Origin of the sequence: Streptomyces sp. R21 (assembly GCF_041051975.1) — a bacterium.
Taxonomy (GTDB): Bacteria; Actinomycetota; Actinomycetes; order Streptomycetales; family Streptomycetaceae; genus Streptomyces.
In genome coordinates this window covers 4,790,014-4,810,900 of record NZ_CP163435.1, presented here as the reverse complement: position 1 = coordinate 4,810,900, position 20,887 = coordinate 4,790,014, and the positions used below count along the sequence as shown (strand labels likewise).

The window sequence follows — 20,887 nt, the reverse complement described above, 5'->3', positions numbered from 1 at the left end:
GCCTACGCCTGCCGGGTGCGTGCCCGCCCGGCGGACCGAGAACCCCCGCGTCACCGAGGCTCAGGCGGCCGCTGCCGAGGCATGTTCGGCCGAGTCCCCGGCGGCAACGGAACCCGCCCAGGAGGGACGCCCTCCGCCCGGGGGGCAGCCACCGACGACTGCAACCCAAGAGGCGCAGCCCCGTTGCGGAACTCCACCATCCAGTCCGCAGTCTCCGCCCGCACCAACTCCGTCACGTCCTCAGAAAACCGCCGCAACACCCCAAGACACCGCTCAGCCGCCTCCCCGGCAGTCCCCTCCGCAGGCCCCAGAACCTCCCGCACACTCTCGCTCGCCCAGTCGAACTGGAGCACCTGAAGCCGCCGCTGCACCGCCTGCGCGGTGGCCACGTCCCTTATCCACCCGGAAGTGACCCCGAAGAACCGGTCACCGGCCACGCACGCGACCGCGAGCAGCAGCGCCAGATATCCCCAGGGCGCGACCCCGCCGACCGCCCCGGTGAGGTCGAGCAACGGCAGTGCGGCCCCGGCGACCGCCCCGAGCGCCGCCCCGCCGCGCAGCACCCGCGCACCCCGCCGCTTCCAGACCCGGTCGGCGAGGTACCACTCGGACGTGCCGAGGGCCCCCCGCTCCACCCACCGGTACAGCTCGTGGAGCCGCTCCGCGGGCTCGCCCCAGTCGCCGAGCGGGAACGCCCGGCCGGTCAGGTCACCCGGCCGCGGCCCCGCGACCCCGTCGTCCCGGCCGTCACCGTTCTGGAGCGGCCCCTCGGGCTGCATCTCCGGTTGATTCACCCGGCACTCCCTACTGACGACCTGCTGAGGACAACTGACGACACCGACGACCCCGACGACTGACGACACTGCGTGACGGCCCCTGAAGCCTGCGTGAAGCCTGCGTGACGCCTGGTGCTGAAGCGCCGCCCCCTTCCTACCGCCCAATGGGTGGCGATGGCCCGGTTTTCGCCGCTTTTCCGCCTGGAAGAGGGTCTTGATCAGGTATAGACCTCGCCAGAGCCTCACTCGAAAGAGTGCTTGGGCGATGGACCCGTCAACCACGTAGGCTCGGGCTGACGGGGAAACCTCGTCCACACAGCCGTACGAAACCAGGAGCTGATCGTGATTCCCGGTGGTGGCCAGCCCAACATGCAGCAGCTGCTCCAGCAGGCCCAGAAGATGCAGCAGGACCTCGCGAACGCGCAGGAGGAACTGGCGCGCACCGAGGTCGAAGGACAGGCGGGCGGCGGCCTGGTGAAGGCCACGGTGACGGGCTCCGGCGAGCTGCGGGCGCTGGCCATCGACCCGAAGGCCGTCGACCCGGAGGACACCGAGACCCTCGCCGATCTGATCGTCGCGGCGGTCCAGGCGGCGAACGAGAACGCGCAGGCGCTCCAGCAGCAGAAGCTCGGCCCGCTCGCCCAGGGCCTCGGTGGCGGCAGCGGTATCCCCGGCCTGCCTTTCTAAGAAGGCCGACGGCCAACTACCGTACGTACTGACCGGACGTACCGAAGGATTCCAGGAACAGGGAAGGGTGGCAGTCCGTGTACGAAGGCGTGGTCCAGGACCTCATCGACGAGCTGGGGCGGCTGCCCGGCGTCGGTCCCAAGAGCGCGCAGCGGATCGCCTTCCACATCCTGCAGGCGGAGCCGACGGACGTCCGCCGGCTCGCGCAGTGCCTCATGGAGGTCAAGGCGAAGGTCCGCTTCTGCGCGACCTGCGGAAACGTGGCGCAGGAAGAGCTGTGCAACATCTGCCGCGACCCGCGCCGCGACCTCTCGGTCATCTGTGTCGTCGAGGAACCGAAGGACGTCGTCGCCGTCGAGCGGACCCGCGAGTTCCGCGGGAAGTACCACGTGCTCGGTGGCGCGATCAGCCCCATCGAAGGTGTGGGCCCGGACGATCTGCGCATACGAGAACTCCTGGCCCGCCTGGCGGACGGCACGGTCACCGAGCTGATCCTGGCCACGGACCCGAACCTGGAGGGCGAGGCCACGGCCACGTACCTCGCCCGCATGATCAAGCCCATGGGCCTCAAGGTCACCCGCCTGGCCAGCGGCCTCCCTGTGGGTGGCGACCTGGAATACGCGGACGAGGTAACGCTCGGCCGCGCCTTCGAGGGGAGACGACTCCTAGATGTCTGACGCCACGCTGCACGAGACCGGTCAGGACCCCGACGACTTCGCGGTCCAGATCGCGGACCAGGTTTCGAGCTTCCTCGTCGCGGTCACCGAGATCGCCAAGGGCGACGAGCCGGACTCGGCCGTGCCCTTCCTCCTCCTGGAGGTTTCCCAGCTCCTGCTGGCCGGCGGCCGTCTCGGCGCGCACGAGGACATCGTCCCGGACGAGCGGTACGAGCCCGACCTGGGCCCGGAGCCGGACGTCGACGAGCTCCGCGAGCGCCTGGCGGTCATGCTCGACCCGATCGATGTCTACTCCGAGGTCTTCGACCCGTACGAGCCCCGCAAGGCGCCGGTCCCCGCCCGGATCTCGGACGACCTCGCGGATGTCATCGCCGACCTGCGCCACGGCATGGCCCACTACCGCGCGGGCCGTCACACCGAGGCCATGTGGTGGTGGCAGTTCTCCTACTTCTCCAACTGGGGCTCCACCGCCTCGGCAACCCTCCGCGCCCTCCAGTCCCTGGTCGCCCACGTCCGCCTCAACCAGCCCCTGGAGGAGCTGGACGGCCTCGACACCGACCAGGACCTCGGCGAGGAGGCCCTGGCGGAGGCGGCGGGCAAGGTCATGGCGGAGGAGATCGCGGGGCCGCTGGGGCTGCGGACGGTCAAGTAGACCGAGCAGGTCCAGTAGGCCCTATGGGGAGCGGGCGCGGCCGACGGCTGACGCTCAACTCCCCGCACTCGCCTGACGTCCCGCCCGTCCGGGCGTCATGATGTGCCCCATGAGTTCCCTGTTCGAGCGACGGCCCGGTGTGGCGGCGTCCGGTGAGTCCGCGGTCGCCGCCGGCGGGAACATAGCCCAGGCGATCACCGGTTCCGGCGCGGTCGGCCTGCACATCGACACCGACACGCTGACGATGCTGTCGCCGGAGGCGTATCCGTCACCCGACTCCGTCGACTGCCCGCCCGGCTTGGCCAACCTCCCTGAGCGGGCCCCGCTGTTCGTCGCCCGCAGCCGCGAACTCGCCCTGCTGGACACCGCGTTGAGCGCGCCGGGCCAGGCCGTGGTCCACGCGGTGCACGGCCTCGGCGGCATCGGCAAGTCCACGCTCGCCGCGCGCTGGGCGGCCGAATTCGCCCAGGGCCACGCGCCGGTGTGGTGGATCACGGCGGACAGCCGCGCCGCGGTCGACGCGGGCCTCGCCGGTTTTGCCGCCGCCCTGAGGCCCTCCCTGGTCACCCTGCTGCCCCAGGAGCAGTTGGGCGAGTGGGCCCTGCAGTGGCTCGCCTCGCACGCCGGCTGGCTGCTCGTCCTCGACAACGTCTCCGACCCGGCGGACGTCAAACCCCTGCTCGCCAGGGCCACTTCGGGCCGCTTCCTGATCACCAGCCGCCGCGCGGGCGGCTGGCAGGGGATCGCGGAACCGGTCGCCCTCGACGTCCTGTCCGTCGAGGACGCGGTGGAGCTGTTCACCCGCAAGCGGGGCGACACCGGCGCTGACACGGACACCGGCCGTGACGGCGTCGCCGAGGTCTGCGAGGAGCTCGGCTGCCTCCCGCTCGCCGTCGCGCAGGCTGCCGCGTTCTGCGACCAGACCAGCAGCACGGCCCGCGAGTACCTCACCGAACTCGCCGCACACCCCGCCCACATGTACGCCGCCACGGAGGAGGGCGGCGACAACGAGCGGACCATCGCCCGCATCTGGCACCTGACCCTGGACCGCCTCTCCGACGACCCGCTGGCGGGCACGATCCTGCTGACCCTCGCGTGGTACGCCTCCGACGGCATCCCCCGCTCGCTCCTCAACGCCCTCGGCCCCTCCTACGCCGTACGCACGGCCCTGGGGCGGCTCAAGGCACACAGCATGATCACGCTGTACGAGGACACGGTGTCCGTACACCGGTTGGTGCAGGCCGTGTCGCGCACGCCGGACGACGACCGGCACCGGAGCCCGGAGGCGATCGCGCACGCCCGCGAGACGGTGATGGAGACCCTGGCGGACGCGCTGCCCCCGGACGTGGGCGACCCGTCCGCCTGGCCGGTCATGCGCGCCCTGCTGCCGCACGTCGAGGCGCTGGCCGTGTCCGCGCCGCCCGACACGGACACGGCGGCGATGGCGCGGCTGCTCACCAGGACGGGGGACTACATGCTCTCCGCGGGGACGCAGCTCGCTCCGCGCGCGCTGAGCCTGCTGACCCGGGCCGAGGAGGACTGCGCACGGCTGCACGGTCCCGAGGCGGTGGAGACCTTGGACGCGCGCAGCGAACTTGCCTACGCCCACCGGATGGTGCTCGACGTCGAACACGCGGCCCCGCTCACCGAACAGACGCTGGCCGACTGCCGGCGGGTCCTGGGTGACGACCACAAGGTGACCCTCTCGGCTCTCATGAACGCGTCCAAGCTGGCGGCGCTCGCGGGGGACACGGAACGGGCGCTCCGGCTGACCGAGGAGGTTCTCGCCGGGTGCCGGCGGGTACTGGGCGAGGACGATCCCCGTACCTTCGCGGCGCGGAACTCGATGGTGATGCAGGTCGTCGAGACCGGTGACATGCCGCGGGCTCGCGACATGCTGCAGGAACTGCTCGCCGACTGCGTGCGCGTCCTGGGTGACGAGCACCCTGAGACCCTTTCCGCGCGAGGGCTGACCATCGTGCTGGCCCAGTCGCCCGACTTCGTGGCGGGCCCGGGTGACCTGGCCCGGATCGTCCTCACCGGGCAGGACGGCGGCAACGAGGACCTCGGTGCCGCGATGCGTGGTTTTCTGGAGAAGGCCTTGGCCGACAATGCGGCGCCGCTGCCCCAGGCCTCCGAGGAGGACGTGGCACAGGCGGAGGCGAACGCCGCCACCTGCGTACGGGTACTCGGCGAGGATCACGTCGACACCCTGGCCGCCCGCATGGCGCTGTTGCAGGTGTACGCGTCCACGCAGGACGAGCGCTACGCCGAGCGGTTCCAACGCCTCGGCGTGGAGATGTTCTCGGCCCTCGGCGAGGATCATCCGCTGACGATTTTCGTGCTCAACATGCTGGAGGCGCTGACCGTCGCCGTGGGCGACCTGCCCGAGGACATGCGCCGCAGCCTCGGGATCGAGGAGTTGTAGCTCTCACAGCCCCCACAACCCCTTGCCCAGGGTGCTGATCCCGCCTCCCAGCGCGAGCAGCAGCACAAGCCACCGGGCCCGCTGTTCGGGCACCCGCTCCGCGAGCACCTTCCCGATTCCGGCGCCGACCGCCATGGCGGCCACGGCCAGCGCCCACACCGGCGTACCGAGCCGGGGCAGCCCGTTCGTGGCGACGGAGAAAAGGTTGACGAGGACGCCGTAGAACTGCGCGTTGGGCACGAACTCCCGTACGGTCCACCCCGCGTTGAGGGCATACAGCGACACCGGCGGACCCCCGACGCCCGCCGCCGAGTTCATGAACCCCCCGGCGGCCCCCGCGACGACCGCGCCGCGCCCGCCCCGCAGCGCGGGCGCCCGCACACCCCGCATCACGACCACCACGGCCACGCTCACCAACAACCCCATGCCGACCAGCAGTACGGGCTCGGACAGCCGCCGGGCCACCCAACTCCCCAGCGGCACCGTGCAGGCGGCCGCGACACACAGGGGCACCATCGCGCCGAGCCGCACTCGCCGCCAGCCACCCGCGAGCCCGACGGCACTGATGGCCCCGGCGGCGCAGTTGGCGAGCACGACCCCCTCGGCGGGTCCGAGCACCAGCACCAGAGCGGGTACGGCGACGAGGGCGAAGCCCATTCCGGTGAGCCACTGCACGCAGGACCCGAGCAGCACGATTCCGCCCAGCAGTACGTCGGCCGCCCATCCGTTCGTCATGCACGGATCATCACCGACGCCGTGATCCCGGCCAAGAGCCCGCCCTCGACGAACGGCGCGGTCCCCGTCGGCTCGCTGTACCACCGCAACGGCCACGTGTTCCCGTCCAGCGCCGGGATCCCGATGTACGTCACCGTCCGCATCCCCACCCCGCCGAACCGCTGCACCCCGAGCGGCCAGTTGTGCCTGCGCACCTCGCCCGGCGCCAGCAGAAAGTACATCCACCGGAACCCGGTCACCTCGCAGACCACGGGCCCCGCGTCACCGTCGGCGGCCTCGATGAGGCGGGCGGCGACCAGTTCCCCTCGTACGCCCTCGATCCGTAGGGCGTCGAAGTGGACGCCCGTCATGCGGAGTTGGTGCCCGGAGGCGGGGATCCACTCAGGCAGGTCAATTACGTCGCTCATGGTCACACGTTGGCGGGTGGCGGGCTACGCTCAGTAGTGACTGAGGTGATACTCGCTGCGCTGTATCGGCCGGAGGTAGTCGCTGTGTCCGTCCAGTACAACCCCAACTCACAGCCGTCGCCGCTCGCTTGGCGCTACAGCGGCAACCAGATGAAGCGCTGGCGCACCAAGGCGAACCTCACCCGCGAGGAACTGGCCGCCGCCTCCAACTACTCCCCGGACACCATCAAGTCCATGGAGCAGGGCGTACGGATGCCGACGCCGCGTGTGCTGGATGTGGCGGACGAGCTGTGCCATGCGGAGGGGCTGCTGAGCGCGGCGAAGGAGTACTTGCAGAGGGAGAAGTTTCCGGCGCGGGCGCAGGACTTCTTGGACCGGGAGAAGGAAGCAATCAGCCGCTGGGCGTACGACGCCCTGTACATCCCGGGGCTGTTGCAGACGAAGGGCTACGCGCGGTTGCTGATCGAGAGCCGTTATCCGCCGTTGGACGAGGAGACGGTGGAGGAACGGATCTCCGGCCGCATGGAACGTCAGGCGATCCTCACGGAGCGAAAGCCGCCGGTGGCCTTGAACTTCGTCATCTACGAGGCCGCGCTGCGCAGTCCTCTGGTGGACGCAGAGCAGTTGCGCCATCTGCTGGAGGTGTCCCGCCTACGGAACGTTGTGATCCAGGTGCTCCCCTTCGAGCGGGCCATTTCCGCAGCGCTGTTGGGGCCCATGGTGCTGTTGGAGACCCGCGATCACGAGCGGTTCGCGTACACAGAAGGTCAGTTGGGGAGCAGGCTGTCGGTTGATCCGGACCTCGTCAGCCCTGTGACCGAGCGGCTTAGCATGATCCGCGCAGAGGCTCTCGGTCGCGCGGAGTCTGACCGTTTCATCGAACGGATGGTGGACCAGCTATGAGTGAACAGTTGAAGTGGTTCAAGTCGAGCTACAGCGATGACGAAGGCGCCGACTGCGTCGAAGTCGCGTTCGCCACCGCCATCCACGTCCGAGACTCCAAGAACCCCGTCGGCCCCGAACTCCACATCACCGCCCCCGCCTGGACCGCGTTCCTCTCCGAGGAGCTGCGGGCCGCGATGCGACCGGCCTGATTCGCTGCGCGGCGACTTCTCCGGGCGGGATGATGACCCCCATGACAGTGCGCTCAAAGGCGTTGATGTGGACGGGAATCGGGCTGTGCGTGGCGGGAGCCGTGGGGTTGGTGGTGGGTGCGGTGCTCGACGTCGAGGCCGCCGATCCGTGGGCGAGCGTGGCCGGGAGCGTCGCAGGCCTGGTCGGGCTCGCGCTCACGCTCTACGCCTTCCTGAGCCGGCCGGGAGCTCCCGCCTCCGCGGTCACCGCGAGCGGTGAACGTTCCATCGCCGCAGGCGGCAACATCGGCTCCGCCGCGACGGGCAACGGTACGACCGCGGCACCCTCGCCGACGATGCCTGCCTCGACCCCACCACCCGGAGGGACCGTCACCGCCTCCGGCAACCGTTCCGTCGCGGCGGGCGGTGACATCGGGAGCGTGTCGACGGGCGACGCGTGAGCGCCGGGTCGGCGGACGCGTCGGGGGAGCGGTCGGTCGCCGCGGGCCGTGACACGCGATCAGCGAGTAGCCACCCCGCCACCCTCCGTACATTGGCTGCATCTTGGATCAGCCCTATACGTCTGCTGCCCGGCCCCTAACCAGCGCAAAGCGAGTCTGGAGTCACTCCTCCGGAAGACACCCGGAACGGAGAACCCCAACTCGCCGCACTGGAGCCTGTGATGACCCGAAAGACCCGCATCCGCGCCGCCCTCGTCACCGCAGCCGCCCTCGCCACCGCCGTCACGGCGACCGTCGGCGTCAGCGCGGCCAGCCCGGAGAGGGACGGCAAGCCCACCAAGAAGCAGATAGCCGCCCTCTTCGACGGCTGGAACGCCGCTCTGCAGACCGGTGACCCGGAGAAGGTCACCGCGCGGTACGCCGACGACGCCGTTCTCCTGCCGACCGTGTCCAACAAGATCCGGACCGACCACGCCGGGATCGAGGACTACTTCGAGCACTTCCTCGTGAACAAGCCGGTCGGCAAGAAGACCAAGACGATCATCAACGTCCTGGACAGGAACTCCGCCATCGACACCGGGTCGTACGTCTTCACGCTCACCGACCCCAAGACCGGCGAGAAGCGCGAGGTCAACGCCCGCTACACGTACGAGTACGAGAAGCGGGGCGGCCAGTGGCTGATCGTCAACCACCACTCCTCTGCGATGCCCGAAGGCTGATCGCCACGCAGAGCCCGCCCTTCGGCGCGTCCTTCAGCGCCACGTTCCCGCCGTCGTCGGTCACCAACTGCTTGACGACGGCGAGGCCGAGGCCCGAACCGGAGCGGCCGGTCAGACCCTGACCGCGCCAGAAGCGGTCGAAGGCGCGGGACTTCTCCGCGTCGGACATGCCGGGCCCCTCGTCCAGCACCGAGAGCACCACCTCGTCGCCCCGGGGCTCCACCCGGACCGTGATCGTCGCGCCGTCCGGTGAGACCTCCAGGGCGTTGGAGAGCACGTTGTCCAGGACCTGGTCCAGATGACCGGGACTGGCCAGCACCAGCGGCCGGCCGTCGGCAACTCCCCCCAGAGCGATGGTGACTCCTCGCTCGTCGGCGGCCGGTCTCCACACCGACAGGCGTTCGGCGACCACGTCGTGCAGGGACAGCGCCTCCGCCGCCGTCACCTTCGCCTCGGCGCGGGCCAGCACGAGCAGCCCGTTGACCAGGCGGCTCATCCGGACCACCTCCGCCGTCGCCTGCTCCACGTCCTCCCGTACGAACTCGTCGTCCACCCCGTCCGCGATGTTGTCGAGGGACAGCCGCAAAGCCGTGAGCGGGGTGCGGAGCTGGTGCGAGGCGTCCGCCACGAAGATGCGCTGCGCGGCGACCAGCGTGTCCAGCCGTTCCGCGCCCTGGTTGAGCGTGCGGGCGAGGGTCTGCGTCTCCGACGGGCCTGTCACCGGCGAGCGCGCGGTCAGGTCGCCGTCGCTGAACTTGCTGGCCATGTCGTTGAGTTGGCGAAGCGGCCGGGTGAGGCGTCGGGCCACGATCGCGCCGAGTCCGGCCGCCACCGCGAGGACGGCCACGGCGAGGATCGCCCGGAAACCCCAGATCTGCCACAGCCGGCTGGTGAGGTCGGAGGTGGGGTACTTGATCTGGACCGCGCCCACGACACGGCCGTCGGCCGCCTTCGCGGGAGCCGTCGCGGTCAGCGCCCCGCCGCCCCAGTGCTCCGTCGCGCGCGCGGGCGCCTTCGCGGCGGGGAGCACCTTCATCGTGCCGGGCGTCTCCTCGGCGTACCGTTCGGACATCCGGATCAGTGCGGCCCGCGAGTCCGCGGAGTCGTCCGACAGGAGCAGCGCCATCGCCGCCACCTCCCGCCGTACGGAATGCTCGGTGTCCCCGCGCAACTGCGCGGTCAGCGTGAACGCCACCGGCACGGTGAAGGCGGCCAGCGCCCCCGCCACCAACAGGACGTAGCTGACGATCAGTTGGCGGATCATGCCGGGGGCGCGCCCTTCTTCTCGCCCGCGATCTCCAGGCGGAAGCCGACCCCGCGCACCGCCTCGATCGTGATCGCGCCCGCCAGCTTCCGCCGCAGCGCCGCCACATGGACGTCGAGCGTCTTGGTCGGCCCGAACCAGTTCGCGTCCCAGACCGCTTCCATGATCTGCTCGCGCGACATCAGCGCGCCGGGCTCCTCGGTGAGGAACGAGAGCAGGTCGTACTCCTTGGGCGCGAGCGCGACCTCGTCGCCGTCCAGATGGACGCGGGCAGCCTTGCGGTCGATGGTGAGGCGTGACCCGTAGCGGTCGGGTCCCGACTCCGCGGCCGTACGCGGCTGCACGCGCCGCATCACCGCTCTTATCCGCGCGATGACCTCCCGTACCCCGAAGGGCTTGGAGACGTAGTCGTCGGCGCCAAGCTCCAGCCCCACCACCCGGTCCGTCTCGTCGCTGCGCGCGCTGATCACGATGATCGGCACGTCGCCGCGGGCGCGCAGCGCCTTGCAGACGTCGAGCCCGTCGGTGTCGGGCAGCCCGAGGTCGAGGAGCACGACGTCGTACGGGTCGGTGTGGGCCAGCGCCGCCGCGCCCGTCGTGACCCAGTCCACCTCGAAGCCGTAGCGCTGCAGGCCGCGCCGGAGCGACTCGGCGACCGGTTCATCGTCTTCCACCAGGAGTACGCGCACGGGAGCACCCTAATGTTTGAAAGTTAAGCCACAGCTGTCACAGGGGCCGTCCCGTGTGACCCGGCGCACTTTACGGAGTGTCCTGCCCGGCACCGGGCAGGTTCGGCTCTGGAGCGGCCGAAGGCCCCGTACATCCCGTACACCCGGGTGATCATGTCGTGAGCGGGACATCTCACGATGCGATATCGCGGAAGGGAAATTCGGCCGCTCGTTAGACTGAGCCGACCGCAGTACATATGTGTATGTGCGGATAGAGACGGACTGAGCGAGGAGCGCACGTGGGCCTTGTCGTGCAGAAGTACGGAGGCTCCTCCGTAGCCGATGCCGAGGGCATCAAGCGCGTCGCCAAGAGGATCGTGGAAGCGAAGAAGAACGGCCACCAGGTCGTTGTTGTCGTTTCCGCGATGGGCGACACGACGGACGAGCTGATCGATCTCGCCGAGCAGGTATCTCCGATGCCCAGCGGCCGGGAATTCGACATGCTGCTGACCGCCGGTGAGCGGATCTCCATGGCCCTGCTGGCGATGGCGATCAAAAACCTGGGCCACAGTGCCCAGAGCTTCACGGGCAGCCAGGCAGGCGTCATCACCGACTCGGTCCACAACAAAGCCCGGATCATCGATGTCACGCCGGGCCGCATCCGGACCGCGCTGGACGAGGGCAACATCGCCATCGTCGCCGGTTTCCAGGGTGTCTCCCAGGACAAGAAGGACATCACCACACTCGGCCGCGGCGGATCGGACACGACGGCCGTCGCCCTGGCCGCCGCGCTCGACGCCGAGGTGTGCGAGATCTACACCGACGTGGACGGCGTGTTCACCGCCGACCCGCGGGTGGTGAAGAAGGCCCAGAAGATCGACTGGATCGCCTTCGAGGACATGCTGGAGCTCGCCGCGTCCGGCTCCAAGGTCCTGCTCCACCGCTGTGTGGAGTACGCCCGCCGCTACAACATCCCGATCCATGTGCGCTCGTCCTTCTCCGGACTGCAGGGCACCTGGGTCAGCAACGAGCCGAAGCAAGGGGACCAGAAGGTGGAGCAGGCCATCATCTCCGGTGTCGCACACGACACCTCGGAGGCCAAGGTCACGGTCGTGGGTGTGCCGGACAAGCCGGGCGAGGCCGCAGTCATCTTCCGCGCCATCGCCAATGCCGAGATCAACATCGACATGATCGTGCAGAACGTGTCCGCCGCCTCCACCGGCCTCACGGACATCTCCTTCACCCTCCCCAAGACCGAGGGCCGCAAGGCCATCGACGCCCTGGAGAAGGCCAAGAGCGCGGTCGGCTTCGACTCGCTGCGCTATGACGACCAGATCGGCAAGATCTCCCTGGTCGGCGCCGGCATGAAGACCAACCCGGGCGTCACCGCCGGCTTCTTCGAGGCGCTCTCCGACGCGGGTGTGAACATCGAGCTGATCTCCACCTCCGAGATCCGTATCTCCGTGGTCACCCGCGCCGACGACGTCAACGAGGCCGTCCGCGCCGTCCACACGGCCTTCGGTCTCGACTCCGACAGCGACGAAGCCGTCGTCTACGGAGGCACCGGCCGCTGATGGCCGACGCCCGCACGGCACGTCCGACACTCGCGGTCGTGGGAGCGACCGGAGCCGTCGGCACCGTCATGCTCCAGATCCTGTCCCAGCACGCGGACATCTGGGGCGAGATCCGCCTGATCGCCTCACCGCGCTCGGCCGGCCGCAAGCTGGCCCTGCGCGGCGAGGAGGTCGAGGTCGTCGCCCTCTCGGAGGAGTCCTTCGACGGGGTCGACGTCGCGATGTTCGACGTACCGGACGAGGTGGCCGCCCAGTGGGCGCCGGTCGCCGCCGCCAAGGGCGTGGTCGTCGTCGACAACTCGGGCGCCTTCCGGATGGACCCCGACGTGCCCCTGGTGGTGCCCGAGGTCAATCCGCACGCGGCCCGGCTGCGCCCGCGCGGCATCATCGCCAACCCCAACTGCACGACGCTCTCCATGATCGTGGCCCTCGGCGCGCTGCACGCCGAGTTCGGGCTGCGCGAACTGGTCGTCTCCTCGTACCAGGCGGTGAGCGGCGCCGGACGCGCCGGCGTCGACACCCTGCGCCGGCAGCTCTCCCTCGTCGCCGGTACGGAACTGGGGACCAACCCCGGTGACGTACGGCGGGCCGTGGGGGACAACACCGGGCCGTTCCCGGAGCCCGTCGCCCTGAACGTGGTGCCCTGGGCCGGGTCGCTGCGCGAGGACGGCTGGTCCTCGGAGGAGATGAAGGTGCGGGACGAGACCCGCAAGATCCTCGGTCTGTCCCGGCTGCCCGTCGCCGTCACCTGTGTCCGGGTGCCGGTGGTCACCACGCACTCCCTCACCGTCCACGCCCGCTTCCAGGGCGAGGTCACGGTGGACGGGGCGCGTGAGATCCTCGCCACAGCGCCCGGGGTCGTCCTGTTCGACAACCCGGCCGCCGGTGAATTCCCCACCCCCGCCGACGTGGTGGGCACCGACCCCACCTGGGTGGGACGGGTGCGCCGGGCGCTCGACGATTCGACGGCACTCGAACTGTTCGTCTGCGGGGACAACCTGCGCAAGGGCGCCGCACTCAACACCGCGCAGATCGCCGAACTGGTCGCGGCCGAGCTCAGGGCCGCCCGATGAGCCCGCCGACGTGCGAAGACTCCGCGGGGCCCGCCGCGGAGCCTGCCGCGGGTCCTCGGTGACGTCCTCTGTGAACTCCTCGCAAAGTTCTCCGCCCTGGGCGTCCGGCAGCCGGAATCTTGCTGGCGATCCCCGGATTCGTTTGTAGGATCTGTGTGAACTTTGTGGTCAGGTAATGGTCCGGACCACTTGAACCGGGGGCTCCCGGCGTACGAAGATTTTCCTCCCCGTTCTCCGCAACCGTGCGGAGGGCGGGGAGCGTCTTTGCGGACGCCCTTCACGGGTATCCGAGGCGCCGCGCACATGGGGCATAGGGGAAGAGCGGGTACGTATGACGGCACTAGGGGCATCTTCAGGGGTGCGATCGGGCGGGCGGCCCGACGCAAAAGTGATGCCTGTCGCGTACAACCCTCACGGGGGTGAGCGTGTCCAACTGGCGTGGCAGAGGTTCTCGAATTCACCGCGGTACAGACGAGGGGTACAGCCCTTCGTCCACCCCGCCGACCCCGCAGCCCCGGCACGCCCGGCGGGATGCCGGTGATCGCGCCGATGCCCGCAGCGCGGCCGACCCGCATACCGAACCAGCGTGACGGCGCCGAAGACAGCCTGGCGGCCGGCACCACGGTCGACCATCTGACCGAGACCTACCGCGCCCATTACCGGTCCCTGCTGGGTCTCGCGGCGCTCCTGCTCGACGACACCGCCTCCTGCGAGGACGTCGTCCAGGAGGCCTTCATCCGCGTGCACTCGGCACGCAAGCGGGTCCGTGACCCCGAGAAGACGCTCGCCTACCTGCGCCAGACCGTGGTGAACCTCTCGCGGTCCGCCCTGCGCCGGCGCATCATCGGCCTGAAGCTCCTCTCCAAGCCGATGCCCGACATGGCGAGCGCCGAGGAAGGCGCGTACGACCTGTTGGAGCGGGACGCGCTGAAGAAAGCGATGAAGGGCCTCCAGCGCCGCCAGCGCGAGGTCCTGGTCCTGCGGTACTTCGCGGACATGACCGAGGCCCAGGTCGCCGAGACCCTCGGCATATCGCTGGGGTCGGTCAAGGCGTACGGCTCGCGCGGCATCGCGGCGCTGCGCGTCGCCATGGAGGCGTCGGCATGAGTGGATACGGGAAGTGGCGGCGACGCGACGAGGACCCGCGCCCCGGACACGAGCACGAACACGAGCAATCGCACGCTGGGAACGGAATTGTGAATCACGGCCCCGACGGACAGGATCACGGCGGGCAGAGCCCGGGTGACCACGAACTCGATGGCCAGGGACTGGGTCTGGAAGGGCTTTTGGGCTCACTGGGCCGGAGTGCCGACGGTCAGGGCTCTCAGGGTTCCAAGGCCCAGGGCGTCAACGGCCTGAGTTCCAAGGGTCAGGGCGTCAACGGCCTGGGCTCCGACGCACTCGGCGCGGACGAGCTGGCGCTGCGCCGGCTGCTGCACCAGGCCGTGCAGGAGATCGAGCCGACCGACGGCACGCTGGACCATCTGCGGCGCGCGGTGCCGGCCCGGCGGGCCCGCAAGCGCCAGGCCGTCGTCGGCATGGCGGCCGCCGCCCTCTTCATCGGCACCGCCATCCCGGCCCTCGTGCACGTCTCGAACGCCACGGGGTCAGGCGCCGACCCCTCCATCGCGGGCAACAGCTCGCAGACGCAGGGCGGCGCCAACCAGGGCAAGGAGACGGACGGCGGCTCGCGCGCCTCCGGCGGCTCCTCCACCTCGTCCCATGGCAAGGGCAAGGGCGACCAGAAGGGCCAGAAGGGCAACGGCAAGAGCGCGGGCACCACGACCGGCGGCGGCAGCGCCGACCCGTCGGCGTCGGTGGCGGCCACAGCCGAGTGCACGGCGGCGCAGCTCGGCGCCGGCGCCGGATCCGCCGGCGGCCCGGATTCCACCGGCGTCGTCTACGGCTCCCTGCCCATCTCCAACATCTCCACCACCGCCTGTACGGTGACCGGCGCGGGCGGCGTGTCCACAGCCGTGGCCGGCGCGGCGGACGCGTCCAAGGTCAGCGTGTCGAACCATGTGGCGGGCGACGCGGCCGTCGGGCTGCCCGACCCCTCCACGGAGGTCGCCCAACTGCTGCTCCAGCCGGGGACGTCGTACGTGGTGAAGTTCGCCTGGGTTCCCTCGGAGACGTGTCCGACCACTGGCGGAAGCACCGGGAGCACGGACCCGACGCCGACCCCGACGCCCTCGGAGACCGCCACCGACACCGGCGGTACGACGACGACCACGGACGGCACCACCGGCGAGGCGCCCCAGCTCGTCGCGGAGGAGGGAGTCGCCGACGGCAGCGTCACGGTCTCGCTCACCGCGGCAGCGGGCTCGGCCACGACCTCGGCGACCGTGTCCAACGCGTGCTCGGGGACGGTGTACCGGACGGGGATGCTGGCGTCCTGAGAACGGGATCGGTCCCGCTACGGCACCGGCGTGTCGGCGGGGTTCTCGGCCTGGGCCCCGACCTCGGCCTTGCTCCTGGTCTCGGTCTCGGCCTCGTCCGGCAGGATCCCCAGCTCGGCGTCGCGGGCGAACTCCACCTCGCGGCGCAGCAGCCGGAACCACATGAAGACCACGAAGCCCGCGAAGACGAACCACTCCCCGGTGTAGCCGAGGTTCTGGAAGGCCTTCAGGTCCAGCCCGGTGTCGTCCGGCGCGGTGGCGGGCACCGCCTTCATCCCGGCGTCGGCGTCGGCGAGCGTGATCCAGGCGTCGTACAGATGCTTGTACGGCACGAGGTTCACCAGGGACGCCGAGCTGATCGCGGCGGTCTGGCCCGCGGGAAGACCCCCGGCGGCGCTCACCCCGTTCGACCCCGGGCTTTCCGGCGCCTGGAGCGCGCCGGTCACCGTGACGTCGCCGGTGGGAGCGGCCGGTGCCTTTGCCGGGTTCGCAGCGCCGGGCAGCCAGCCCCGCACGACGGGCAGCGCCCGGCCGTCGTCCGTGCGCAGCATCGTCAGGACGTAGTAACCCTGCTTGCCGTCCAGCTCGCGGTCCGGCACCAGCAACTGCTTGCCGTACCGGCCGGTCGCGGTGGCCTGCTTGCCGGACGTCACCTTGTTCACGGGCAGCAGGTCCGCCAGCGGCCGGGCCGCCGCCGTCTTCGCGGTCGCGGCCTGCTCACCGGCGGTGCGGTGATCCTGCACCCGGCCCTCGAACCGCCCCAACTGCCATGACCCCATGAAGACGCAGAAGGGGATGGCCAACAGCACGAAGACGTTGATCCCCCACCAGCGGGGCGTCAGCAGGAACCGGTACACGCTGTCCACGGTACGGGGCAGGCATGCGGGACAAGGGCGCGGGGTCGGCGCGGGCCTGCACGGCGGGAGAGTTATCCACAGGTTGGGGATCGTGGCGGCGCGTTGTCGTGCGGGCCAGGCACTATGGGGCCATGACTGAGAGCAACGGGTCCAACGGGTCCACCGGGTCTGATACGTCTTCCAAGGGCGCCGCGCAGGAGCAGAGCGGGATCATGCCCGACTGGGAGAAGCGCTTCCGCGCGCCGCGGGTGTCGCTGCCGGACTGGGCGGAGGACGCACCCCACCGCTCACTGTTCGTCTCGAACGCGACGGGGACGTACGAGCTGTACGCGTGGGACCGCGAGACCGGCGAGCAGCGCCAGGTCACCGACCGGCCGAACGGCACGACGGACGGGGTGCTCGCGCCGGACGGCGAGTGGATCTGGTGGTTCGACGACAAGGACGGCGACGAGTTCGGCATCTGGCGGCGCCAGCCCTTCCACGGCGGCCCCGACGAGGAGGCGACCCCTGGCCTCGACGCGTCGTATCCGTCCGGGCTGGCCATCGGGCGCGACGGGCGTACGGCCGTGGTGGGCCGTTCGACGGACGAGGACGGCTCGACGATCCATGTCGCCCGCACCGGCGAGGCCCCCGTGGAGATCTACCGGCACCGGGAGTCCGCCGGGGTCGGCGACTTCTCCCACGACGGTTCGCTGATCGCGATCGAGCACACCGAGCACGGCGACGCGATGCACTCGGCGCTGCGCGTGCTGCGCACCGACGGCACGACGGTCGCCGAGCTCGACGACACCAAGGGCGGGACGGTCGAGCTGGGCCTGGAGGTGCTGGGCTTCGCCCCGGTCGACGGGGACACCCGGCTGCTCATCGGGCATCAGCGGCGCGGCCGTTGGGAGCCGCTGCTGTGGGATGTGGCGACCGGCGAGGAGAGCGACCTCGCCCTCGACCTGCCGGGCGACGTGGCCGCCGAGTGGTATCCGGACGGCTCCGCGCTGCTCATCGCGCACGGCTTCGAGGCCCGCAGCGACGTATGGCGGTACGACCTGGAGTCCCGCGCCCTGGAGCGCGTGCTCACGCCCCCCGGCACGGTGTCGGGGGCGACGGCCCGGCCCGACGGCAGCGTCGAGTATCTGTGGTCCTCGGCGGCGGAGCCGTCGGTCGTCCGCTCGACGACGGGCGAGGTGGTCCTGGACCCGCCGGGGCTGAAGTCCCCGGGATCCGTCCCGGTGGAGGACGTCTGGGTGGAGGGCCCCGGCGGCCGCATCCACGCCCTCGTCCAGAAGCCGGCGGGCAGCACCGGCCCCCTTCCCACCGTCTTCGACATCCACGGCGGCCCGACCTGGCACGACAGCGACTCGTTCGCGGCGGGCCCGGCGGCGTGGGTGGACCACGGCTACGCGGTGGTCCGCGTCAACTACCGCGGCTCCACCGGCTACGGCCGCGAGTGGACGGACGCCCTCAAGCACCGGGTCGGCCTGATCGAACTCGAAGACATCGCAGCGGTCCGCGAATGGGCGGTGACGTCCGGCCTGGCGGACCCCGACCGCCTGATCCTCACCGGCGGCTCCTGGGGCGGCTATCTCACCCTCCTCGGCCTCGGCACCCAGCCCGACGCGTGGACCCTGGGCATCGCCGCGGTCCCCGTCGCCGACTACGTCACGGCCTACCACGACGAGATGGAAGCCCTGAAGGCCATGGACCGCACCCTCCTCGGCGGCACCCCCGAGGAGGTCCCGGCCCGCTTCGAAGCCTCGTCCCCCCTCACCTACGTGGACGCGGTCAAGACCCCCGTCTACATCTCCGCCGGCGTCAACGACCCCCGCTGCCCCATCCGCCAGGTGGAGAACTACGTATCCCGCCTGGCCGCCCGAGAGGCCCCCCACGAGGTCTACCGCTACGACGCCGGCCACGGCTCCCTTGTAGTGGACGAACGCATCAAACAACTCAAACTGGAACTGGCTTTCGCGGAGCGGCATTTGGAGAGGTAGGGACCGCCGCGTTGCTGCGGGCGTGCGTGCGGCTGCTCTCCCGGCAGCGGCTGGGGGTGCTGGTGCGCCGGGTGGTCGGCGAAGCCGCGTCACTGCGGGCAATCGTGCCGCCAGGGGCGGCACGGGTGGGCGCAGCGGCACCTCGTAAGCGCCGAGTTGCGCAACCCACCCCCGCCCGGCACCACCCCCGGGTGACCGGCCGAGCAAGGTGCCACCCGGCGTTTGCCCACCCACCCGGGGCGCCCTCTCGAGGAGGGGCGCCCCGGACCGAGCAGACACCCACGCCGGACGCCCGGCAGAGGGGGGCCACTCCACCCCCGGCTAAACCCCCGGAGGGACCCGGCGCCGCCCCAACAACTCCGCCAGCCCCCGCCGAGTCGCAGCCAGAACCACCCGATCCTCCCCCCGCAACACATAGTTGGAAGGAAGATCCCACACAAGCCCAGCCCCAGCTCCGGCCCCGGCCCCCCGCTCGCCCCCACCGGACGTACCCGCCGACAATCCAGCCCCCACATCCAACGCAAGCACCCGCCAGGCCCCCGCCCGAAACGCCTCCCCGACAGTCCGCCCCTCCAACTGGGAATGCCCACCCACATCCACGGCAGCGAACAACAGCACCCGCCGCTCCACAGGAATCGCCCCCAGAATCTGCCGACCCATCATGGCCCCGGCAAACGCGGGCGCAGCCAGATGCGACACACTCCGGCTCCGCGTGAGCGCCGCCGGATGCGCGGCCCGCAGGGTCCGGTACACGGCGGTGGCGAAGTCGTCGTCGTACAGCCGCAACACCACCCGTAGATCGGGCCGCACGGTCCGCGCGTACAGCACCGCCTCAAGATTCGTCGTGTCCGCGCTGGTCAACGCGAGCAACGCATGCGCGCGCTGGATCTTGGCGGCCTCCAGGACCCCCTCCTGCGTCACATCCCCCAGCACCACAGGCACTCGCAGCCGTCGAGCCAGCGCGAGCCCCCGCGCCTCGGGATCGGCCTCCACACACACGACGGGGATCTGCAGCTCACGCAACCGCGCCAGCACCCGCGTACCGATCTTCCCGAGCCCGAGGAGCACCACATGCCCGGACAGCCCGCGCGGCGGCCGCCGCAGCGCGGACCCGCTGCGGAACGTCCCGAGCGCCTCCAGCACGGCCGCCAGCAGTACGGGCAGCAACAGCAACCCGACCATCCCGGACAGAAGCTGGAGCAGTTGCCGCCCGATCGGCTGCCCGATGGCGGGATCGTTGATCGAGAACAGGTCGAGCAAGGTCAGATACGTCGCATGCAGCGGCGACTCTCTGGTGACGGCCATGGACGCGATCGCGAGGGCGGCCACACACGCCACCAGCCCGGCGAACGACCACCGAAGCCGCCGTGAGAAGAGCGAGGCGAACGGCACGACACTGCGTCCCGCGGACAACGAGGGCCCCGAGTACGACACGTTCTCCAAAACGATGGTCCCGCGCCCGGTGGCTGCGGCCACCGCCCGCTCGTCGGGCAGGAGCTGGGGCCCTTGCGACCCGCTGCCCTCCGAACCGTCGGCCCCGGCGGGATCGTTGGTCGTGGCGGACAGCAGCGCGAGCGTGCAGAGCCCAGGATCGGCGACCTGCCCCGGCCCGGGCGGCGGCCGTTCCGCGGCCCGCAGCATCAGCCCGTCGGTCTGGACGACCTTGCTGGTGCCGGCGAGCGCGGTGGCGGCGAGGGCGGGCGCGGCGGTATCGGCATCGGAAAGAACGGTGGTGGAAGCGTCGCCTCCACCGAACGCCCCACTGCCCCCACCCGAGCCACCGGCACTGCCACTGTCACCGTCAGTGCTGCCGCTGCCGATCCCCGTGGCCAACGCCGAAGCCTGATCGAGCAGTTCCTCGATGTGCTGCCCCAACCGCCGGTTGTAGAGCCGGATGACGAGCCGCAGCCGCGGATTGAGCCGTCGCGCGGTGAGCGCGGCCCGGATGTTGGTCTCATCGTCGTCGTGGACGAGCGCGAGCGCGGCGGCCCGTTCGACCCCGGCGTCGGCGAGCACGGCCTCGGTGAGCTCGGGGGCCTCCAACACCCGCTCGGAACCGGGCGGTTCGGAACCCCGTACGCCCCCGGAGTCCCCGTTCCCGCCGGATCCCGCACCACCGGCCCCATTGCCGGCCGCGTTCCCGGCGGCCCGGGTCACCGCTGCGGACACCCGGTCGAACAGCGTGGAGGCGAGGGCCCGCCCCACCACCGGCGGCCGTACCGTCCGCTGATCGGGCGGCACGACGAGTGTCACCCGCTCCCCGTACACCCCGCGCAGCTCGGCGGCCAGCCGGTGCGCGAGGGCGTCGTCCCCGCACACCACCATGTGCGCGCGAGTGTCGGCCGACCCGCTCTGACCCTGCTGACTCTGGTACGGAAGGCTCGCCACAAGGGAGAAGACTGCCGCACCGGCACCCCTGGTTCCACAGTGACGGACGGCGGCCGTCCGCTCC

20 protein-coding genes are annotated in these 20,887 nt (G+C 70.8%); 13 read left to right on the top strand and 7 right to left on the bottom strand.

What is annotated here, in order from left to right; translation table 11 throughout:
• Positions 1 to 50: 50 nt before the first annotated feature.
• On the bottom strand, positions 51 to 794 hold the full coding sequence (locus AB5J56_RS21355; protein WP_369234354.1) for an SLATT domain-containing protein: 744 nt from the start codon (positions 792 to 794) through the stop codon (positions 51 to 53).
• Between the two features lie 324 nt (positions 795 to 1,118).
• Here AB5J56_RS21355 and AB5J56_RS21350 point away from each other — a divergent pair, with 324 nt between their 5' ends.
• The 4 genes from AB5J56_RS21350 (at position 1,119) to fxsT (ending at position 5,220) form a co-directional block, all read left to right on the top strand.
• Positions 1,119 to 1,463 (top strand): YbaB/EbfC family nucleoid-associated protein, encoded by a 345-nt coding sequence (locus AB5J56_RS21350; protein ID WP_369234353.1) that lies wholly within the window; start codon positions 1,119 to 1,121, stop codon positions 1,461 to 1,463.
• Positions 1,464 to 1,540: 77 nt separating this feature from the next.
• Complete coding sequence (recR, locus tag AB5J56_RS21345; RefSeq protein WP_356133870.1) at positions 1,541 to 2,140, top strand: recombination mediator RecR; 600 nt, start codon at positions 1,541 to 1,543, stop codon at positions 2,138 to 2,140.
• Complete coding sequence (locus tag AB5J56_RS21340; protein WP_369234352.1) at positions 2,133 to 2,792, top strand: DUF5063 domain-containing protein; 660 nt, start codon at positions 2,133 to 2,135, stop codon at positions 2,790 to 2,792. Before recR ends, AB5J56_RS21340 begins: the two co-directional genes overlap by 8 nt.
• A 109-nt stretch (positions 2,793 to 2,901) precedes the next feature.
• Positions 2,902 to 5,220, top strand: a complete 2,319-nt coding sequence (gene fxsT, locus AB5J56_RS21335; protein ID WP_369234350.1) for an FxSxx-COOH system tetratricopeptide repeat protein — start codon at positions 2,902 to 2,904, stop codon at positions 5,218 to 5,220.
• Positions 5,221 to 5,223: 3 nt separating this feature from the next.
• On the opposite strand, the gene AB5J56_RS21330 is transcribed toward fxsT, so the two are convergent.
• On the bottom strand, positions 5,224 to 5,955 hold the full coding sequence (locus tag AB5J56_RS21330) for a TSUP family transporter (protein WP_369234349.1): 732 nt from the start codon (positions 5,953 to 5,955) through the stop codon (positions 5,224 to 5,226).
• Entirely contained in the window at positions 5,952 to 6,368 is a 417-nt protein-coding gene (locus tag AB5J56_RS21325) for a hypothetical protein (protein ID WP_369234347.1), read from the bottom strand. Before AB5J56_RS21325 ends, AB5J56_RS21330 begins: the two co-directional genes overlap by 4 nt.
• A 78-nt stretch (positions 6,369 to 6,446) precedes the next feature.
• Between AB5J56_RS21325 and AB5J56_RS21320 the strand changes: the two genes are divergently transcribed.
• From AB5J56_RS21320 to AB5J56_RS21305, 4 genes are all read left to right on the top strand, one after another.
• The gene (locus AB5J56_RS21320) at positions 6,447 to 7,265 is read left to right on the top strand and encodes a helix-turn-helix domain-containing protein (RefSeq protein ID WP_369234346.1); all 819 of its coding nucleotides are present in this window, start codon (positions 6,447 to 6,449) and stop codon (positions 7,263 to 7,265) included.
• Complete coding sequence (locus tag AB5J56_RS21315) at positions 7,262 to 7,456, top strand: DUF397 domain-containing protein (RefSeq protein ID WP_369234345.1); 195 nt, start codon at positions 7,262 to 7,264, stop codon at positions 7,454 to 7,456. The genes AB5J56_RS21320 and AB5J56_RS21315 overlap by 4 nt, the downstream gene beginning before the upstream one ends.
• Positions 7,457 to 7,497: 41 nt before the next feature.
• Positions 7,498 to 7,896, top strand: coding sequence for a hypothetical protein (locus AB5J56_RS21310; protein WP_369234343.1), 399 nt, complete (start codon positions 7,498 to 7,500; stop codon positions 7,894 to 7,896).
• A 221-nt stretch (positions 7,897 to 8,117) separates the two neighbouring features.
• On the top strand, positions 8,118 to 8,615 hold the full coding sequence (locus tag AB5J56_RS21305; RefSeq protein WP_369234341.1) for an SgcJ/EcaC family oxidoreductase: 498 nt from the start codon (positions 8,118 to 8,120) through the stop codon (positions 8,613 to 8,615).
• Here the strand turns inward: AB5J56_RS21305 and AB5J56_RS21300 are convergent.
• Positions 8,581 to 9,879: an ATP-binding protein gene (locus AB5J56_RS21300; RefSeq protein WP_369234340.1), complete on the bottom strand. Its 1,299-nt coding sequence runs from the start codon at positions 9,877 to 9,879 to the stop codon at positions 8,581 to 8,583. The two genes, AB5J56_RS21305 and AB5J56_RS21300, sit on opposite strands and share 35 nt — an antisense overlap.
• Positions 9,876 to 10,568, bottom strand: coding sequence for a response regulator transcription factor (locus AB5J56_RS21295; RefSeq protein ID WP_369234339.1), 693 nt, complete (start codon positions 10,566 to 10,568; stop codon positions 9,876 to 9,878). The genes AB5J56_RS21300 and AB5J56_RS21295 overlap by 4 nt, the downstream gene beginning before the upstream one ends.
• A gap of 278 nt (positions 10,569 to 10,846) precedes the next feature.
• Between AB5J56_RS21295 and AB5J56_RS21290 the strand changes: the two genes are divergently transcribed.
• From AB5J56_RS21290 to AB5J56_RS21275, 4 genes are all read left to right on the top strand, one after another.
• Positions 10,847 to 12,121: an aspartate kinase gene (locus AB5J56_RS21290; protein WP_369234337.1), complete on the top strand. Its 1,275-nt coding sequence runs from the start codon at positions 10,847 to 10,849 to the stop codon at positions 12,119 to 12,121.
• On the top strand, positions 12,121 to 13,194 hold the full coding sequence (locus AB5J56_RS21285; protein WP_369234335.1) for an aspartate-semialdehyde dehydrogenase: 1,074 nt from the start codon (positions 12,121 to 12,123) through the stop codon (positions 13,192 to 13,194). Before AB5J56_RS21290 ends, AB5J56_RS21285 begins: the two co-directional genes overlap by 1 nt.
• A 438-nt stretch (positions 13,195 to 13,632) precedes the next feature.
• Entirely contained in the window at positions 13,633 to 14,301 is a 669-nt protein-coding gene (locus tag AB5J56_RS21280) for a SigE family RNA polymerase sigma factor (protein WP_369234334.1), read from the top strand.
• A complete protein-coding gene (locus tag AB5J56_RS21275) occupies positions 14,298 to 15,593 on the top strand; it encodes a hypothetical protein (RefSeq protein WP_369234332.1) in 1,296 nt (431 codons plus the stop codon). Before AB5J56_RS21280 ends, AB5J56_RS21275 begins: the two co-directional genes overlap by 4 nt.
• A gap of 17 nt (positions 15,594 to 15,610) precedes the next feature.
• Here the strand turns inward: AB5J56_RS21275 and AB5J56_RS21270 are convergent, their stop codons facing one another.
• Complete coding sequence (locus AB5J56_RS21270; protein ID WP_369234331.1) at positions 15,611 to 16,450, bottom strand: SURF1 family protein; 840 nt, start codon at positions 16,448 to 16,450, stop codon at positions 15,611 to 15,613.
• Positions 16,451 to 16,581: 131 nt separating this feature from the next.
• Between AB5J56_RS21270 and AB5J56_RS21265 the strand changes: the two genes are divergently transcribed.
• The gene (locus AB5J56_RS21265) at positions 16,582 to 18,435 is read left to right on the top strand and encodes a prolyl oligopeptidase family serine peptidase (RefSeq protein ID WP_369234330.1); all 1,854 of its coding nucleotides are present in this window, start codon (positions 16,582 to 16,584) and stop codon (positions 18,433 to 18,435) included.
• 321 nt (positions 18,436 to 18,756) lie between these two features.
• On the opposite strand, the gene AB5J56_RS21260 is transcribed toward AB5J56_RS21265, so the two are convergent.
• Positions 18,757 to 20,760, bottom strand: a complete 2,004-nt coding sequence (locus AB5J56_RS21260) for an NAD-binding protein (RefSeq protein ID WP_369242687.1) — start codon at positions 20,758 to 20,760, stop codon at positions 18,757 to 18,759.
• Positions 20,761 to 20,887 lie beyond the last annotated feature (127 nt).